This window comes from Pseudomonas sp. GL-R-19 (assembly GCF_019956375.1).
Classification (GTDB): domain Bacteria; phylum Pseudomonadota; class Gammaproteobacteria; order Pseudomonadales; family Pseudomonadaceae; genus Aquipseudomonas.
Window position 1 is genome coordinate 16,119 of the sequence record NZ_JAHBDJ010000030.1, and the last position, 15,546, is coordinate 31,664.

Consider the following 15,546-nt stretch of genomic DNA (forward strand, 5'->3'; position numbering starts at 1 on the left):
CGTTTTCTCACCTTAACAAGGAACAGGGAAATGAGCGTGGAGTGCTTTGTCACGGGGGGTACCGGCTTCGTCGGTCAACATTTGGTGGCGTACCTGAGTGCAAAAGGTCACACCATTCGGGTGTTGATGCGTCGCCCAGAGCGACTGGCTGCACTGCGCGAGCAAGTCGACAGTTTGGGAGGGTGCGCAACCCGGGTATTTGCCGTAGCTGGCGATCTGGAACGGGACAACCTCGGGCTGAGTCTTGCTGACAGAGAAGTGCTAAGGCGCGCCAGAGTCATATTCCACCTGGGCGCCCACTTCGCATGGGGGCTTTCAGTGGAGCATTCTCGTGCGGTGAATGTGGAAGGGGCAAAGCGCGTGGCGCTGTTGGCGGCTGAGCAAAAAAGCCGGTTAGTGATGATTGGCGGCTACATGCTGAAAAATCATGAACATCTGCAACGCATCGGGATTGATCCTCGTTATCCGGAGTTGACGAATTGGCCTGCCGTCTACCGGCATGTCGGTGGTTACGAGGGGAGCAAGTTGGAGGCGCATTTTGCGACCCTGGAGGTCATGTCCGCCAAGGGCGGGGAGATTACCGTTGTCCACCCCGCGACGGTTTGTGGCCACAGCCGCACGGGGCATATCCTTGATGGTCAGCCGCTGGTGGAGCTGATACGCAACCTTGTACAGGGAAAGCTGACTGCAGTGCCCGGTACCGCCGAGCACTGGCTACCGCTGGTTACCGTGGATTACCTGGTTGAACTGGTGGCGGTTTGTGCTTTTGATCCTGCCATGGTGGGTCAGGAACTGCTGGCGCTTGATGACCAGACTCCCAACTTGCGAGAACTCCTGGTACAGGTGGCAAAACCCGTTGGCGTAAAGTCTCCCAAGCATCACATTCCGCTGCGATTGCTGAAGTTGCTACTGAGTATTCCTCCCGTCGCGCGTTTTTTGAATACAAAACCCGAAGCCTTGGACTTTATCCAGACCACTCGTTTTGATACAGCGGCGGTCGAGCAATTTGCCAACAGGCATGGAATAGCCAAACCGGATATACGCCAGTCTTTGCAGCACACTGCAACGTTCGTCAACTCATATTGCATAGCCAAGGGCAAGGCCCGCTGACTTCTCTTGGGGGCGACAAAGCCATTAGCCCCCGATTAAATGGACTTTCCTAAGGTAAGTAATGCGGATTCATCAACTTAGAAGTGCAACCATCGTGCTTGAAATCGGCCCTTGTCGAGTCATTGTCGATCCTATGCCGGGAGAACAGGGTGCATAATCGCCTCTGGCTTGGGGGGTATGTTTAACTAACACTCAATCGCCTCAGCCATACGCTTGAGCACTACTTCACAGCGATGCATGGGAGTGAACGTCCACCTGATCCACTATCTTTTTTCTGCCATTTCGTACTGGAACTTCAAGAAGGCCTACAGCATCCTACTGGGCGAACCAGCTTATGCCCCAATAAATACTGGGGTTGGTGGGATCTTCGTATCCTCAAACTTTGCGCCGTCGATGTGGGACGGCATTCTATCGAACGACAAATCAGCGACAGGGATCGTCATCAATGCAATCTACTTTCAGCAAAGGCGTCATGTTTGCACTCTCCGCTGCGGCACTGAACGCAACGATCGGTGTACTCAGCAAAGTACTCATGAGTAATGGTTTCACTGCCAGCAGTGTGGCCGTCATCAAGACCCTGCTGGGTTGCCTGCTACTTTCGATCCTGTTGCTTTTCCTCAAGCGCCCGGCGTCTACGGCCAAATGGACTCAGGCGGCTATCTGCGCCTTCCTTGGCATCTTCGTGCTGTTCCATTTCGAAACGTCCGCCTACCGGCATTACGCCGCAGCAGGTGTAGTGGTGGTGCTGATGGCCAGTGCCTCGATTTCCTCGATCATCCTGGGGCGCATTTTCCTCAAGGATGCCATCACCGCGAACGCGACCGTGGGCGCCGCACTGGCCATCGCCGGGATCGCGGTGATCTTTGGCGCCGACCTGCAACAGGGCTTTACCCTGCAAGGCGCTGCGCTTGCCTCCATGGCCGGCTGCGGTTATGGGGCCTTTTCGGTTGCCATGAAGCGGATGGGCGTATCCGGGGGGCTGCACCTCACCCGGCAATTGCTGTTTTTTGGCAGCCTGTACCTGCTGATGCCGGCTGCGGCCGATGGTTTCGTGATCGGCGAGCTGTCGCCATTGGCGATCGCTGCACTGCTGGCGCTGGCCGCGCTGCCGACCATCCTCGGCTTCTTCTGCACCACCAAGGCCATCGAATATCTCAAGCCATCCCAAGTGCAGGCGCTGGAACTGACCGAGCCGCTGTTCGCCGCGCTGCTGGCGTTTGTGGCGCTCCATGAAGTACCGCGCGAAAGCCTGTACGCGGGAGCGGCACTGATCATCGTCGGGCTGTGTTTCTCCAATGAACTAATCCGCTTGGGCAGCAAAGCATCCGTCCCTTCGACCGAGTGAGCTATTTTCGGATCCTGATTACTTTGGCAATCAGTGGTTTTTAAGTGTTTTGAGCGACTGACCGCTTCTGGCCCAGAGTGTGTAAAAACGCAGACACCGTTTGGAAGTCTGCGTTGCTACGTAAAATCTGCCAGCGCTTGGCTGGTTAGTAGACCTGAAATTTGCTTAGGAACGTGATTTTCGTTCTAGTTGTGACCGTCAAACCTGCTCTAAGACGTTTTTACACAACCTCGGCCGAAAGCGGCCTCTCACGAATAGCCATCGGTCAATCTCGGCCATTTACGACGTGCAAACGAGACATCAATGCCATGGCTCCCGATTGTTCCAGTCAGGCAGACCACCCACTGATAGCGCGCCCAACGATGTGTTGGTCACTACTTGCTTAATGCGAACAGCATCACGAGCACCCGGAAGGATCAAGTGACGCCACCGCTTACATCCGGTGATGTTCCAACAAGAAGTCCACGAACAACCGCACCCGCGCCGGCATTGCCGAGCCACCTACGAACACCGCATGAATCGGTTCCTGGTCGCCGGGGTTCCAGGCTTCCAGCAGCGGTATCAGGTCACCGCGCTGCAGATCCTCGCTCACGCTGAACTCGCCAATACGCGCAATGCCGGCACCTACTCGCGCGAGTTGTGCCAGCGCTTCACCACTGCTGCATTCGATGTTGCCGCTGACCTTCAGGGAAAACTCTCTTCCGTCGCGGATGAACGGCCAGTTGGGTTCGGCACGCCGGAAGTTGAAGCGTAGGCAGTTGTGCCGTAGCAGGTCTTCCGGTTCCTGGGGGATGCCGTGGCGCTGCAGATACTCGGGCGATGCCACCACTACCTGGCCGGTGTCGCCGATCCTGCGCGCGGTCAGCGGGCTGTCGGGCAGATGGCCAAAGCGTACCGCGACGTCGGCCTGGCCGCCGAGAATGTCGACCACTTCGTCGCCGAGGGTGAGGTCGACGACAATGTTCGGGTAACGGGCGCTGAATGCTGCCACCAAGGGAACGATGGCCAGCCGCCCATGGCCAAGGGCGGCGCTGACCCGCAATCGGCCCCTTGGTACGCCCTGGTCGGCGATGGCTTCTTCGACCTCGGCCATGTCGGCCAGGATACGCCGGGCGCCGCGCAGGAAAGCCTCGCCCTCGGCGGTGAAGGTGATCGCTCGGGTGGTGCGCAACAGCAGGCGGGTGCCAAGACGTTGTTCGGTACGCGCGATGATCCGACTGACCGCCGAGGGTGTCAGCCCCAATGCACGCGCGGCGGCCGACAGACTGCCTTCCTGCGCCACGGTGGCGAACACGCCCATTTCACCTGACCTGCCGTTGAAGTCCATTTGTGCTCCTTACGCAAAGGTGATTGCCAGAAATGCTATCTACCGCCTGAAAAGGTTGGATCGTAGCATTAGCGGCATAGATAAGGAGCCTTCCATGCGTATCAATCCACCACTTGTCGCACTCGCCATTGGTGCCTTTGGCATCGGCGTTACCGAGTTCGCCCCCATGGGCATGTTGCCGGGCATCGCTGCGGATCTCGGCGTTTCCATTCCCGCCGCAGGTCTGTTGGTCAGTGCTTACGCCTTGGGCGTGCTGCTCGGCGCGCCGCTGATGACCCTGACCACCGGCAGGATTCCCCGGCGCTATCTGCTGATCGGACTCATGGCGATTTTCACCCTGGGCAATCTGATGTCAGCCCTGGCTACCGATTACTACAGCCTCATGGTCGCCAGGGTGGTGACCTCACTGAACCACGGTGCGTTCTTTGGCGTTGGCTCCATCGTCGCCGCTAGCGTGGTCGCCCCGGAGAAACGTGCCGGGGCGGTTGCGGCAATGTTCATGGGCCTGACCCTGGCGACCATCGGCGGTGTGCCGCTGGCCGCCTGGTTTGGCGAACTGTTCGGCTGGCGCACCGCATTCTGGGGTATTACCGGTCTCGGCGTGGTGGCCATGATCGCGTTGTGGTTCGCCTTGCCCAACCTGCAGGCGCCGCAAAGCGTCGGTGTACTGGCCGAAATTCGGGTACTGGGCCGTGGCCCGGTGCTGGGGGCGTTGGCCCTGACCGTAGTCGGCTCGGGTGCAATGTTTACCGTCTTCACCTACATCGCGCCGATCCTCAGCAGCGAGACCCATGCGTCCACCGCCTACATCACCGCCATGCTGGTGCTGTTCGGTGTGGGGTTGACGCTGGGCAACATGTGGGGCGGCAAGGCCGCCGACCGCTCGATAGATCGCACCCTGATCGTTTCGCTGAGCGTGCTGATTCTCGTCTTGCTGGCGTTCACCGTACTGATGCGTTGGCCGCTACCGGCCGCCGTTGCCATCCTGATATGGGGTATTGCCAGCTTCGCCCTGGTGCCGCCGCTACAGATGCGCGTCATGGAGGCTGCCAAGGACGCGCCCAATCTGGCCTCGGCGGTGAACATCGGTGCCTTCAACTTCGGCAACGCGATTGGTGCGGCGCTGGGTGGAGCGGTGATCAATACCGGGCTGGGTTATCCGGCGATTTCCCTGGCCGGAGCGGCAATGGCGGGTCTGGGGCTGCTGATGGTGTTGGCTTTTGCTTGGCGTTCCAGAACGATTGCAGCTGCGGTGGTGTGACGATGATGTGAGGGGGCTGTTAGTCACCATTGATGAGTGACGGCTAGCGGCCGATTCTGTTGAAAAAGTCGACCCGGCCCGGCTACCTATTCATTGAACTGTGAAAACGCCTTTTATGCGCGCTGCCACGTCAAATCTGGGCCCTGAACCTTCTGCGCAAAGCACGGATTTCAATCTCGGACGCGTACTTTTCTGCAATGGAAACCGAAGCCGACTTTTTCAACAGAATCGGCCAAAAGCAGCCCTTCGATGTGGCTACAAAACCAGAGGCGGTTTACTCACAACGGAGATGCGGGCCAGCCCCAACTTCAACAGTTCCTTACGTAGCAGTGAGCGCTCAAGCACAGCCATTCCGGCCTGCCATTCGATCGACAGCAAATGGCTCAACTTTTGTTGGCTGACCAAGGGCTCAGCCAGAAAGTAGCTTTTGCACTCGCGGATGCTGATGACGTTCAACAGCCAGTCTCCACCCTGCGCCGCCAGCCAGTGACCGATCGTTGAACGATGCGTTTGGATCAGCGCACTGGCATCCCACACCGCCATCTGCGCGAAAACCTGCGGCAGGTTGCTATCGGCTTTCAGCCGTTTCATATCAACCGCCAACGCGCCAATCAGGTCTGACTCGATAGTGGCTTGACACTCGGAGAAGTACCGCTCGGGCCAGTCCGCTTCCAGTTTCGCCCGCCGTGCGAGGACTTCATAAGCCCGGATATCCGATTGGGTGGTCAACTGCCCTGTAAAATTCAGGGTATTGTCCAGAATTGCCGTGGCCAGCAACACAGCACTTTTTTCGCTGATTAGCGGCAACAGCTCTGCCGCTTCCCAACGCTGAAAAATCAGAGTCGCCGCTGCGCCGATCGGCAGGATGTCTGCCGCAGATCCGAGATTCTGCGCCCAATAGTTTTCAAAGCCTGGGTGATGGTCAATGACTTCCACCACCTGTTCAAGAACCACCACCGGGTCGAAATAGTGGTAGTCGGAGACATCCACCAACACGAACTCATCACCCGCTCTCGGCAGATAATCGTCCAGAGATGATTGCCATCCGAGCACGGTCCTGGAGATGCTGACATTGAGCGGGGCGCTACTGACGGCCCGAGCATCAACGCCTTGGTGATTCAACAGCTCGGCGTACGCAATGCAGCAGGCATACGCGTCGATGTCCAGGTACGCCGAGCCTGAGGTCACCACCCTCATAACATGTGGGCCACAGCGTGAGCTGCCGAGACAGTCGAAGACAGCTTCAACGCTTGAGCGATACCCTCCAGAATCCGCTCATACGCGAATTGGCACTGTTCTTCGTCGATGGAAATGCGCACCGTGGCCCCGGCGATCCGGTCGGAATATCCCAGTTGTGTAACCGTGTTGGACAGGCTGAGCGTCTTGTCCGAGCATGCCGACCCACCGGTTATGTAGATCGACTGCGTGTTCAAGGTCCACTGCAGTTTTTTTGTATTGACCCCCGGCAATGCAATAAAACTCACACAAGGTACACGCGGTGCTTGCTGACCGATCACGACCACTTCGCCCAGCATCGCTTGCAGCGTACGTTCAAACGTTTCCCGGCTCTGTTGTACCGCGACTTTACCGTTGCCGTACTTGTGCTGTTTCTCCTGCAACGCGGTTTCAATCGAAAGAATGCCCGGATAGTTCTGAGTACCACCGCGCAACCCGCCTTCCTGGCCGCCGCCAACAATTAATGGCGACAACCCGTAGCGGTTTCTGGCGTACAGAAAACCGGCACCGGGCAACGCCCCGAACTTGTGCCCTGACGCAATGGCGAAATCAACGCCGGATGCGTGCAGATCCACAGGGATTTTGCCGATGGCCTGGGTCATGTCCGAAAACAGCAAACCACCCCCAGCCTTCACTTGTCGTGCGATTGCTTCGATCGGTTGAATCACGCCGGTTTCGTTATGCACTGCCATAACGCAAACCAATGTCGGGCGACCCGCATGGGCACGGAGCAACTGCTCCAATTGTTCAGTGTCGAGCAATCCGTTCATTTGATGCCCGATCGCTATGGCTTGCAGGCCTTCCAGACCGTAGCGGTTTATGTTCTGCAGGGTGCAGGAGTGTTCGATCGCTGAGTACAGCACCAAGGGTTGCTCATGTTTGTAGCGTTCGAAAAAATTATGAAACACCTGGGCACAGCCCTCACTGGAGCCGCTGTTGAAAATCAGGCAGTCGGCGTCCACTTTCAAAAGGCTGGCGATGCTGCCACGCGCCCGTTCGACTCGTTCGAGCAACTGAACGCCGAGGGCGTGATTGGCATTGGGGTTGGCGCATTGGCGGGTCGAAAACAACGCCTGAAGCATGTTGCTGACACCCATTGAAACCGGTGCCGAACCACAGACGTCGGCATAAACTGCATCCACAGCAATATCCATATCAAACACTTCCAGTTTTCTGTTTTATGTCATTCAGGATGCTGCTCGCAAAATGCGAACAGAGACTCACAAGTCAAATAAGCAAGCGCAGCATGAGCTGGATCGAGCACAGCAAAACGAAAGCATTCAGCGCCTGTTTCAGATGCCTCGAGTCCAGCCGATGAGAAAGCATGGCTCCGAGGAAACCACCCACCAATATCCCCAGTACCAATTCACCGGTGTAACCGAGAAAATCCATGGCTGAACCCACTCTGCCGGATAACGCCCCACTTGCTCCGATGATACCGATCAGCGCCGAGGTCGAAATGGCCTGCTTTATCTGCAGACCAAACAGGCTGATCAGTACAGGCAGGTAGATGAACCCGCCGCCCTGCCCGACCAGCCCGCACAATACGCCAAGCACCAGCCCTATCAGTGGCAACGACAGCGATTGATGGTTGCACAACAGGGCCACCGGTTTATGGAACAGGTACGTCACCAACAACGACATCAACCCCAGTAGTCCGAAGACGAACAGGATGAAGTTTTCGCTGAATGCATCAGCATGGAGCGAGGCAAAAAAGTTGGCGACAGCCATCGGTACGGCAAAGCTTCTGATCACTCGCCAATCCGGCTGAAATTTGACGCGGTGCAGCGCGAACGACACGAGGGACGAAAAGAAGCCCTGTGCGGAAGACAGCCCCGTCACGACTTCAATCGGCAGTTTCTGACCGGACAATATCGGGTAAATCAGCACCAACAGGGGCGTCACGATGATGCCCCCACCGATACCGAACAGACCTGACATGAAACCAGCCATCACGCCCACACCGACCATAACCGGGTAGATTGTCACGGCTACCATCTCAGCAGACCTTGATCTTGCCGGTCCCTTCCGTCATCCGACCGATAACAATCAGATCAGGGCAAAGCGCCTGCCACTTCTGACGGTTCTTTTCAAACCCTTCGGCACTCACAGTGAACAGCAAACCGCCATTCGTTTGCGGGTCATGCAACAGAAACTTTCTAGCTAATGGAAGATCAGCCAGGTAGTCCACGTTCTGCGCGTACTTTTTAATGTTAGAGAAAATACCGCTGTCAGCCGAAGTCACCGCCACCGCCAATGACTCTGTGCCGTCATAAAAAACCAGACCGCTTGTATCCAGGTCAACATCCAGTTGCCCCAGCCCGACCATCTCACTGATATGGCCGATCAAACCGAACCCCGTGATGTCAGTCAAACTGCTAACCTCAGGACTTTCGCTCAGCGTGCGGCCAAACGCGTTGTCGCCGGTAATCTGGGCAAGTGTCGACGCAGGAATATCCTCTTGTTCAATCACTCCGGTCTTCAGGGCATTGGCGAGGATGCCGACACCGATTGGACGCGTCATGACCAGCAAATCACCGGCCCTGGCCGTGTTATTTTTCTTCAAACGGTGTTTTTCCACCTCACCAATGATCGAGAAGCCGTACAAGGGCTGGCTGTTCTTGATCGTATGGCCACCGACGATGCTGACATTGAACTTGTTCATCACCGACTGGGCGCCAAGGATCATCTGCGTTACTTGCTCGACCGAAACCAGTTCCGGGTCGAACGCCATGATCGAGTTGGCAATAAGCGGACTCCCGCCTGAAGCAAAAATATCGCTTACAGCATTGCTGGCTGCCAATTGGCCGAAGACATAAGGATCGTTGACTATCGGGGAGAAAAAATCGGTGGTGAATAAAAGATATTTTTCACCTGCGTCATAGACGGCGCAATCATCAGAAGACTCAAAGCCCAATACCACCTTGTCATCCGAAACCGTATTGGCTGCTGCAGTTTGCGACAGAATCTTCGTTAACACACTGGATGGGATCTTGCACCCGCACCCACCGCTCTCAGATTTATCCATGATCTGACAAAACATCGACATCGGCTTTCCTTAAAATCCATTTTCCATAATTAAAACAGCGCATTAGCGTGCTGAAACATACTGTTACGTCCTTTTTTCTGCCGACAAGACTTGCATGCTTTCATTGCAAAAACATGACGGAATGGAGGCATTTTGAGGTCATGTGGATGTCAGCGCGCAATGGTGTATGAACCATTGCCTCACTGCTCTACATTGCTGAATCGAGCGAAGGTAAATGAAACTGCTCTCTGCTGACGGTGCTAGGCCACCAGCCCGAGCGTGTTCTCAACCTGGGCTACCACTGGTATGGATGAGCAACGCTATGAAAGCCACGAAAGGAGCGAACAGCACCAAGCCGCCGACGGCGACTGCCCAGCCCCAGGCAACCGCTTTCTCCCTTGAAACGGCCGCCACTCAGCAAGCCAAGCACGTAAACGCCAATCCTATGAGCCAACAGGTTGATTAAGGTATCAAAGATGAAATCCATTTTTGATCCTCGTGGCTCCTTGTCGGTTTTCTTGAGCGTTCTAGCCGAAAGCAACCCTTGTGCAATGTCCGCTATTGGCCGATTCTGTTGAAAAAGTCGGATTTTCAACTCGCCTGAACTCAGGCACGGCCACCACCGGAGAACCTACTCACCACATTGCGTGGTTATTCGGACCTTCGTTGACCATTGCCGCTCTGTTGGTGGGTCAGTTTTAGGTTTTTTGCATGGTGCAGGCGCACCTATCCCGTGAGCGGTGGCCCTTGAGATGTAAGTTTGGCCAGCCGTCGCAGGTTCTGTACCGCAGCGGCCAGCGTGAACTCATCGGTCGCACCACTCATGCCACGTAGTCTCAGACGATCCAATTTCAGGATGCGCTTGAGGTGGGCAAACAACATTTCAACCTTTTTGCGTTCGTGGCGAGAGCGCACGTATGCAGGTGTCGTTCCGATGCGCCGAGCCACATCACGCGCGGCTTCATGGACGCTGCGAGCAATCTTGCGGAACGATGTGTTCGGGCAGCACTTGGCTTTCATCGGACACGTAGCGCAGTCGGTCTGCCGGGATCGGAAGATGATGGTGTTGGCTGTGGTGACGTGCGAACGCTCATTCTTGAAGGCTCGCCATTCGCTGCGCAATGCCTTGCCGGCCGGGCAGCGGTATTCCTCGGCCTCTTCATTCCAGTGGAAATCGTTGCTCGAGAAACTGTCGTTCTTGCGCTCGGTTTTATCCCACACCGGCACATGCGGCTCGATGTCTTTTTCCTCCACCATCCAGGCCAGCATCGGCGCTGTACCGTACGCGGTATCGCCGATGAGGCGTTCTGGCTTGATATCGAACTGCGCCTCAACCCGGTCGATCATGATCCTGCTGCTCTCGACCTCGGCCGTGCGATGAGCCGGTGTGGGTTCCACATCCATGATCACGCCGTGTCGGTGTCGATCAGATAATTCGTGGAGTAAGCGTAGAACGCCGGACCACCTGGAGCTGCGGTCCAGCGGGCTTGAGGATCAGTCAGCGATAGGCGCTTCGGCAGCGTTTCGACCAGAGCCTCTTCATCGAGTGCCTGAAGGTACTCACGCACGGCGCGGGTGCTCAGGGACGGATCGCTCCAGTTGACCGGTTCATCACCCGGCACGCCACGCTGCCGACTCGCATCCGCTTTGATGATGCTGGCGTCCACGGCGAAGCCTTCGCCCCTGACCAGACCTGCCTCCATGCAGCGACGCAGCACCTCATTGAACAACCAGCGAAACAGATCGCTGTCCCGAAAACGGCCGTGTCGGTTCTTGGAAAACGTCGAGTGATTGGGTACTTCATCTTCGAGGCTCAACCGGCAAACCAGCGATACGCCAGGTTCAAATGGGCCTCTTCGCACAACCGCCGTTCTGAGCGAATGCCGAAGCAATAGCCCACGATCAGCATGCGGATCATCAGTTCGGGATCAATCGACGGACGCCCAATCGGGCTATAGAAATCGGCGAGGTAATGGCGCAGCTCGTTCAGATCGAGACACTGATCAATGCTGCGCAGAAGGTGATTGGCGGGGATGTGATCTTCAAGGTTGAACGAGTAAAACAGCCGGTCCTGCCCACTCGATAACTGTCCCATCATGCTGCGTGCTTCCCTGCTGGCCAATGCATAGATTTTGCCGCAGGCCAGATAGCAGAGCTACTTCTTCAATAAAATCAGACGAAAACGGTCAGTCAAAGAACTCCATGCCTGCATACGGCTGGCGCCGGCATTGCTCAAGCCTTGAAGCCAGGCTGCCTACATGCACTTCCAGGCGATGCCCATCGGGATCCGAAAAATAAAACGAGTTACCTTCGCTCGAATTGGATTTCCACTCAATAACGTTACGAAGCCGCAAGTAAGCGGTGACTTCTTCAAAATCGTCCTGCCCCACCGAAAACGCATAGTGGGTGTAATCAGGCTGTTTTTCCGCCACGCGACTCTCATCGAGAGACAGACAAAGCCAGAGATCACCGAGGGAAAGATAAGCCCCCGTCTCCCAGCGGGCAGCCAATCTAAAGCCGGGTAGAGCCACATAAAACTCGATACTGCGAGTGAGGCTCACAACCGCCAACGTAAGATGATTCAAGCCAGTCAACATAAGCATCTATCCAGACCCCATTCAAGAAGTGTTGCAATCCTCACAGCGGGTCTTGATAGCAAGTTCTGTTCGCTTTGACAAAAAGCAGGATAAATGAGGTGAGGATTGCCAGGCGAATGCAATCAGGTGCGCAACTGGAATGCAGTTTCGCACCTGAAAACTATTGGAGGTTGATTGACCCGTCAAAGAGACCTGACGAAATGCCGGATTAATGCAACAAAGAGCGGCGTCTTGCATAGGCGAAGTAGATCACCAGGCCAATTGCCAACCACGCCCCAAATACCAGCCAGGTCGTCTGCTTGAGGAAGGTCATCAAGGTTACGCAGAACGCGATGGCGAGCAACGGAACAACGGGCACGCCCGGGCATCTGAATGCGCGAGGGAGATCGGGTCGGGTCTTGCGCAATACGATCACTGCCACCGAGATCAGACTGAATGCGGCCAACGTACCGATATTGATCAGCTCGGCGAGGACGTTCAGCGGAATCAGTGCCGAGATCAGCCCGAAGACTATTCCGACCATCCAGGTGGCGAAAAATGGTGTGCCGAATCGTGGATGAACCCTGGAAAGGCGCCGGGGAAGCAGTCCGTCGCGCGACATCGCGTAGATGATCCTGGTTTGACCGTACGCCATGACCAGAATGACAGTCGTCATGCCAACGATTGCGCCTAAATCAACGAACCCGGCAACCCAGCTTTCACCGGCATATTGCAACGCCAATGAGACCGGATGATCAACGCCGAGGAATTGGGCATAGGGCACGATGCCGGTCATGATCATTGAAACGGCAACGTACAACACCGCACAAACGGCCAAGGAACCGATAATGCCGATGGGGAGGTCACGCGCCGGTTTTTTCACTTCTTCGGCGGCAGAGGAAACCGCATCGAAACCAATAAAAGCAAAAAAAACCAAGGCCGAAGCACTCAAAATGCCTTGGCCACCGAAGGGCGCGAAAGGTTGCCAGTTAGCCGGCTGAACATGTCGCGCACCAACGGCGATGAAGAGCAGCACCACGGCGATCTTGATGATCACCATTACGTTGTTTACGCGTGCGGATTCCTTGATGCCCATGGAAAGCATCCAGGTAATTGCCAGCATAATCACCAGCGCGGGTAGGTTGAACCAGGTTTCCACACCGGGCAAAGAGCCTGGAGCCGCCGTAAGCACAACCGGAAGACTCAGCCCAAATCCGCTCAGCAGGGACTGGAAGTAACCCGACCACCCAACAGACACAGCCGAACTGGCCAGTCCGTATTCGAGCATCAGATCCCAGCCGATCATCCAGGCCACCAACTCTCCCAGCGTCGCGTAGCTGTAGGTGTAAATCGAGCCTGCTACCGGTACAGATGAGGCGAACTCGGCATAACAGAGCGCTGCAAATGCACAGGCTAACGCCGCTAACAGGAATGAAACCGTGAGGGCCGGTCCCGCAGTCAATGCGCCGGTTCCGGTCAAGACAAAGATGCCCGTCCCCACGATTGCACCGATACCGATCAGGACCAGATCCATCGGCCCCAGCACTTTTTTCAACCCGGCAGGCGCTCGGGCAGCAGCAATCATTGCGTCCAGGTCTTTTGTTCTGAAAATGCTCAATATTGCCTCCGTTGTTACTTGTTTTTATTGTCAGAGCCAGTGGCCAGGGTGTCGGAAATGACAAGAAATTGTATTTCAGTACCTCGAAAATTAACGTTCGAAACGGATCTGTATTTAATTATTTTTCAGACGTTAATTATCCAAAATGTGTTCTTTATGTAATTTCCTTTCTAATATTTGTCGTTCCTGGAAATGGATGCTTGATCAAGGACCTGCGGGATGGGGCCAATCGCCCTACCGCGTACTCATTGTTAAAGGGAGAGAACACATGGCGGAAATGGATAAGGTTGATCGTTCAATTCTGGAAATTCTGCAAATGAATGGTCGCCTGACGAACGCCGAGATCGCCGTTCGTGTCTGCCTGTCAGCGCCAGCCTGCTGGAAGCGCCTGAAGCGCCTGGAAGAGGAGGTGATTGTCGGGTATCACGCACACTTGAACCCAAAGACCATGGGGCTTGGACTTTTTGCTTTCATCAGCGTCACCCTCGATAGTCACTCCGAGGACGCCATGGAGCATTTCGAAGCGGGCGTTCTGGCGCTGCCCAACATAATTGCCTGTCACAAAGTGTCGGGGAAATACGACTACCTCTTGCAGGTAGTCGTCAAAGATATGGAGGCATTCCATGAACTCGCCATGCATCGCATACGTACGCTCGGCAATATCAAGGAAATGTACACCGGGTTTTCGCTCAAGGAGATCAAGCACTGCAATACCTTGCCACTGTAAGTGCCTGGACTTGCCCCTTGTTCAGGACGAGTCACACAATCAATGCCGGGGTTGGCGGGATCTTTGTATCCTTGAACCTGGCGCCGTCGATGTGGGGCGGCATTCTATCGAACGACAAAGCAACGACAGGGACCGTCATCAATGCAATCCAGTTTCAGCAAAGGCGTCATGTTTGCACTCTGCGCCGCGGCACTGAACGCGACGATCGGTGTGCTTAGCAAAGTACTCATGAGTAATGGTTTCACTGCCAGCAGTGTGGCCGTCATCAAGACCCTGCTGGGTTGCATGCTACTTTCGATCCTGTTGCTTTTCCTCAAGCGCCCGGCGTCTACGGCCAAATGGACTCAGGCGGCAATCTGCGCCTTCCTTGGCATCTTCGTGCTGTTTCACTTCGAAACGTCCGCCTATCGGCATTACGCTGCGGCAGGTGTAGTGGTGGTGCTGATGGCCAGTGCTTCGATTTCCTCGATCATCCTGGGGCGCATCTTCCTCAAGGATGCCATCACCGCGAACGCTACCCCCGTCACTACCTTGCCGCCCCACTTTGATGGCAGGGCTCGATTTCCCTCGTGCCATCTCAGGAAGAGAGCACCGTCGAACGGTGTGACCATGGAAGGGAATGACCATGCTGGTAATGGACGATCTGGTACAACCCGGTAAGACGGAGCGCTTCGAGGACTGGTTGGGGAGGAACCTGAAAACACTGACGTGTAGACTGGGTTACTCGAATTTCCTTGTTGGGCGTAAAGCCTGGTCCTGGTACGCCCAACCAGCAGGTATTGATTCAAGGCAACTACCCGGTTACCTGGCGCAATCATTACAACAGCCAGGCCTATGCTGCGATTGACCCGATCGCGCATCACTGCCTCAACTCTAACCTGGCGTTGCTCTGGAACCGGGAGAACTACCGACAGCCCGCGGAATCGGCGTTCTTCGAAGAAGCCGCGATGCATGGGCTCCAGTTGGGCTGGCAGCCATTTGCAACGGATTTGACCCGCACCCCTTGCAACCAGACCGGTAGTGAACGGCCAAAAGCCGCCTTTCTCGATATCGGCAGATTGACGTGTCGAGGTTTTATTCCGGCATTGGTACAACGGTGTAATAAACTCCATTGGCCCCGTAGGCCGGTCGCACCCAGGAATCCCCGCACTGATAGTACGTGCGACTGGAAACGGTCCTCAGCCCGCACCCCGTTGGCAAGCTAACAAATGTCGAACCCATGGGCATGGCAGGCGGTGCTGCGGTCATCATTCCGGCGTTGTAGCCTGCACCAAAGGCATTGTTGCTCGCATTCGTATTAGCAGCATCAGCGATGGCG

General features: G+C 55.8%; 12 protein-coding genes and 2 pseudogenes. 6 read left to right on the forward strand and 8 right to left on the reverse strand.

Translation table 11 applies throughout. The features are described from left to right. The first annotated feature begins 30 nt into the window (after positions 1–30). Together KGA83_RS16395 and KGA83_RS16400 are read left to right on the forward strand one after the other, a co-directional pair. On the forward strand, positions 31–1,110 hold the full coding sequence (locus tag KGA83_RS16395) for an SDR family oxidoreductase (RefSeq protein WP_223530227.1): 1,080 nt from the start codon (positions 31–33) through the stop codon (positions 1,108–1,110). Between the two features lie 445 nt (positions 1,111–1,555). Further along, entirely contained in the window at positions 1,556–2,455 is a 900-nt protein-coding gene (locus tag KGA83_RS16400; protein WP_108219522.1) for a DMT family transporter, read from the forward strand. Between the two features lie 433 nt (positions 2,456–2,888). Here KGA83_RS16400 and KGA83_RS16405 read toward each other — a convergent pair whose 3' ends face one another. After that, complete coding sequence (locus KGA83_RS16405) at positions 2,889–3,782, reverse strand: LysR family transcriptional regulator (RefSeq protein WP_115948375.1); 894 nt, start codon at positions 3,780–3,782, stop codon at positions 2,889–2,891. Positions 3,783–3,876: 94 nt separating this feature from the next. On the opposite strand from KGA83_RS16405, the gene KGA83_RS16410 reads away from it, so the two are divergent. Beyond that, positions 3,877–5,043 (forward strand): MFS transporter, encoded by a 1,167-nt coding sequence (locus tag KGA83_RS16410; RefSeq protein WP_108219520.1) that lies wholly within the window; start codon positions 3,877–3,879, stop codon positions 5,041–5,043. A gap of 255 nt (positions 5,044–5,298) precedes the next feature. Here the strand turns inward: KGA83_RS16410 and KGA83_RS16415 are convergent, their stop codons facing one another. The 7 genes and pseudogenes from KGA83_RS16415 to KGA83_RS16445 form a co-directional block, all read right to left on the reverse strand. Continuing rightward, the gene (locus KGA83_RS16415; protein ID WP_108219519.1) at positions 5,299–6,240 is read right to left on the reverse strand and encodes a DHH family phosphoesterase; all 942 of its coding nucleotides are present in this window, start codon (positions 6,238–6,240) and stop codon (positions 5,299–5,301) included. Further along, on the reverse strand, positions 6,237–7,433 hold the full coding sequence (locus tag KGA83_RS16420) for a cysteine desulfurase family protein (RefSeq protein ID WP_108219518.1): 1,197 nt from the start codon (positions 7,431–7,433) through the stop codon (positions 6,237–6,239). Before KGA83_RS16420 ends, KGA83_RS16415 begins: the two co-directional genes overlap by 4 nt. Before the next feature lie 73 nt (positions 7,434–7,506). Continuing rightward, complete coding sequence (locus KGA83_RS16425; RefSeq protein WP_223530229.1) at positions 7,507–8,277, reverse strand: sulfite exporter TauE/SafE family protein; 771 nt, start codon at positions 8,275–8,277, stop codon at positions 7,507–7,509. Position 8,278: 1 nt separating this feature from the next. Next, positions 8,279–9,328 carry a selenide, water dikinase SelD gene (gene selD, locus KGA83_RS16430; RefSeq protein WP_223530231.1) on the reverse strand — a complete coding sequence of 350 codons (1,050 nt, stop codon included), beginning with the start codon at positions 9,326–9,328 and terminating at the stop codon, positions 8,279–8,281. Between the two features lie 705 nt (positions 9,329–10,033). Next, positions 10,034–11,405, reverse strand: a pseudogene (locus KGA83_RS16435) (transposase). Between the two features lie 88 nt (positions 11,406–11,493). Continuing rightward, positions 11,494–11,904, reverse strand: a complete 411-nt coding sequence (gene fos / locus KGA83_RS16440) for a fosfomycin resistance glutathione transferase (RefSeq protein WP_108219515.1) — start codon at positions 11,902–11,904, stop codon at positions 11,494–11,496. A 208-nt stretch (positions 11,905–12,112) separates the two neighbouring features. Beyond that, positions 12,113–13,501, reverse strand: a complete 1,389-nt coding sequence (locus KGA83_RS16445) for an amino acid permease (RefSeq protein ID WP_108219514.1) — start codon at positions 13,499–13,501, stop codon at positions 12,113–12,115. A 268-nt stretch (positions 13,502–13,769) separates the two neighbouring features. On the opposite strand from KGA83_RS16445, the gene KGA83_RS16450 reads away from it, so the two are divergent. From KGA83_RS16450 to KGA83_RS30085, 3 genes and pseudogenes are all read left to right on the forward strand, one after another. Beyond that, on the forward strand, positions 13,770–14,228 hold the full coding sequence (locus KGA83_RS16450) for an Lrp/AsnC family transcriptional regulator (RefSeq protein WP_030131065.1): 459 nt from the start codon (positions 13,770–13,772) through the stop codon (positions 14,226–14,228). Positions 14,229–14,369: 141 nt separating this feature from the next. Continuing rightward, a pseudogene (locus KGA83_RS16455) lies at positions 14,370–14,747 on the forward strand (EamA family transporter); the annotation flags it as partial. A gap of 218 nt (positions 14,748–14,965) precedes the next feature. Beyond that, positions 14,966–15,433, forward strand: coding sequence for an autoinducer binding domain-containing protein (locus KGA83_RS30085; protein WP_218567080.1), 468 nt, complete (start codon positions 14,966–14,968; stop codon positions 15,431–15,433). Positions 15,434–15,546: the final 113 nt, after the last annotated feature.

What these genes read in the sequence shown, in the direction of transcription:
- KGA83_RS16395 (WP_223530227.1), top strand. Translation starts at nt 31, where the DNA reads ATGAGCGTGGAGTGCTTTGTCACGGGGGGTACCGGCTTCGTCGGTCAA.
- KGA83_RS16400 (WP_108219522.1), top strand. Translation starts at nt 1,556, where the DNA reads ATGCAATCTACTTTCAGCAAAGGCGTCATGTTTGCACTCTCCGCTGCG.
- KGA83_RS16405 (WP_115948375.1), bottom strand. Translation starts at nt 3,782, where the DNA reads ATGGACTTCAACGGCAGGTCAGGTGAAATGGGCGTGTTCGCCACCGTG.
- KGA83_RS16410 (WP_108219520.1), top strand. Translation starts at nt 3,877, where the DNA reads ATGCGTATCAATCCACCACTTGTCGCACTCGCCATTGGTGCCTTTGGC.
- KGA83_RS16415 (WP_108219519.1), bottom strand. Translation starts at nt 6,240, where the DNA reads ATGAGGGTGGTGACCTCAGGCTCGGCGTACCTGGACATCGACGCGTAT.
- KGA83_RS16420 (WP_108219518.1), bottom strand. Translation starts at nt 7,433, where the DNA reads ATGGATATTGCTGTGGATGCAGTTTATGCCGACGTCTGTGGTTCGGCA.
- KGA83_RS16425 (WP_223530229.1), bottom strand. Translation starts at nt 8,277, where the DNA reads ATGGTAGCCGTGACAATCTACCCGGTTATGGTCGGTGTGGGCGTGATG.
- selD (WP_223530231.1), bottom strand. Translation starts at nt 9,328, where the DNA reads ATGTCGATGTTTTGTCAGATCATGGATAAATCTGAGAGCGGTGGGTGC.
- fos (WP_108219515.1), bottom strand. Translation starts at nt 11,904, where the DNA reads ATGTTGACTGGCTTGAATCATCTTACGTTGGCGGTTGTGAGCCTCACT.
- KGA83_RS16450 (WP_030131065.1), top strand. Translation starts at nt 13,770, where the DNA reads ATGGCGGAAATGGATAAGGTTGATCGTTCAATTCTGGAAATTCTGCAA.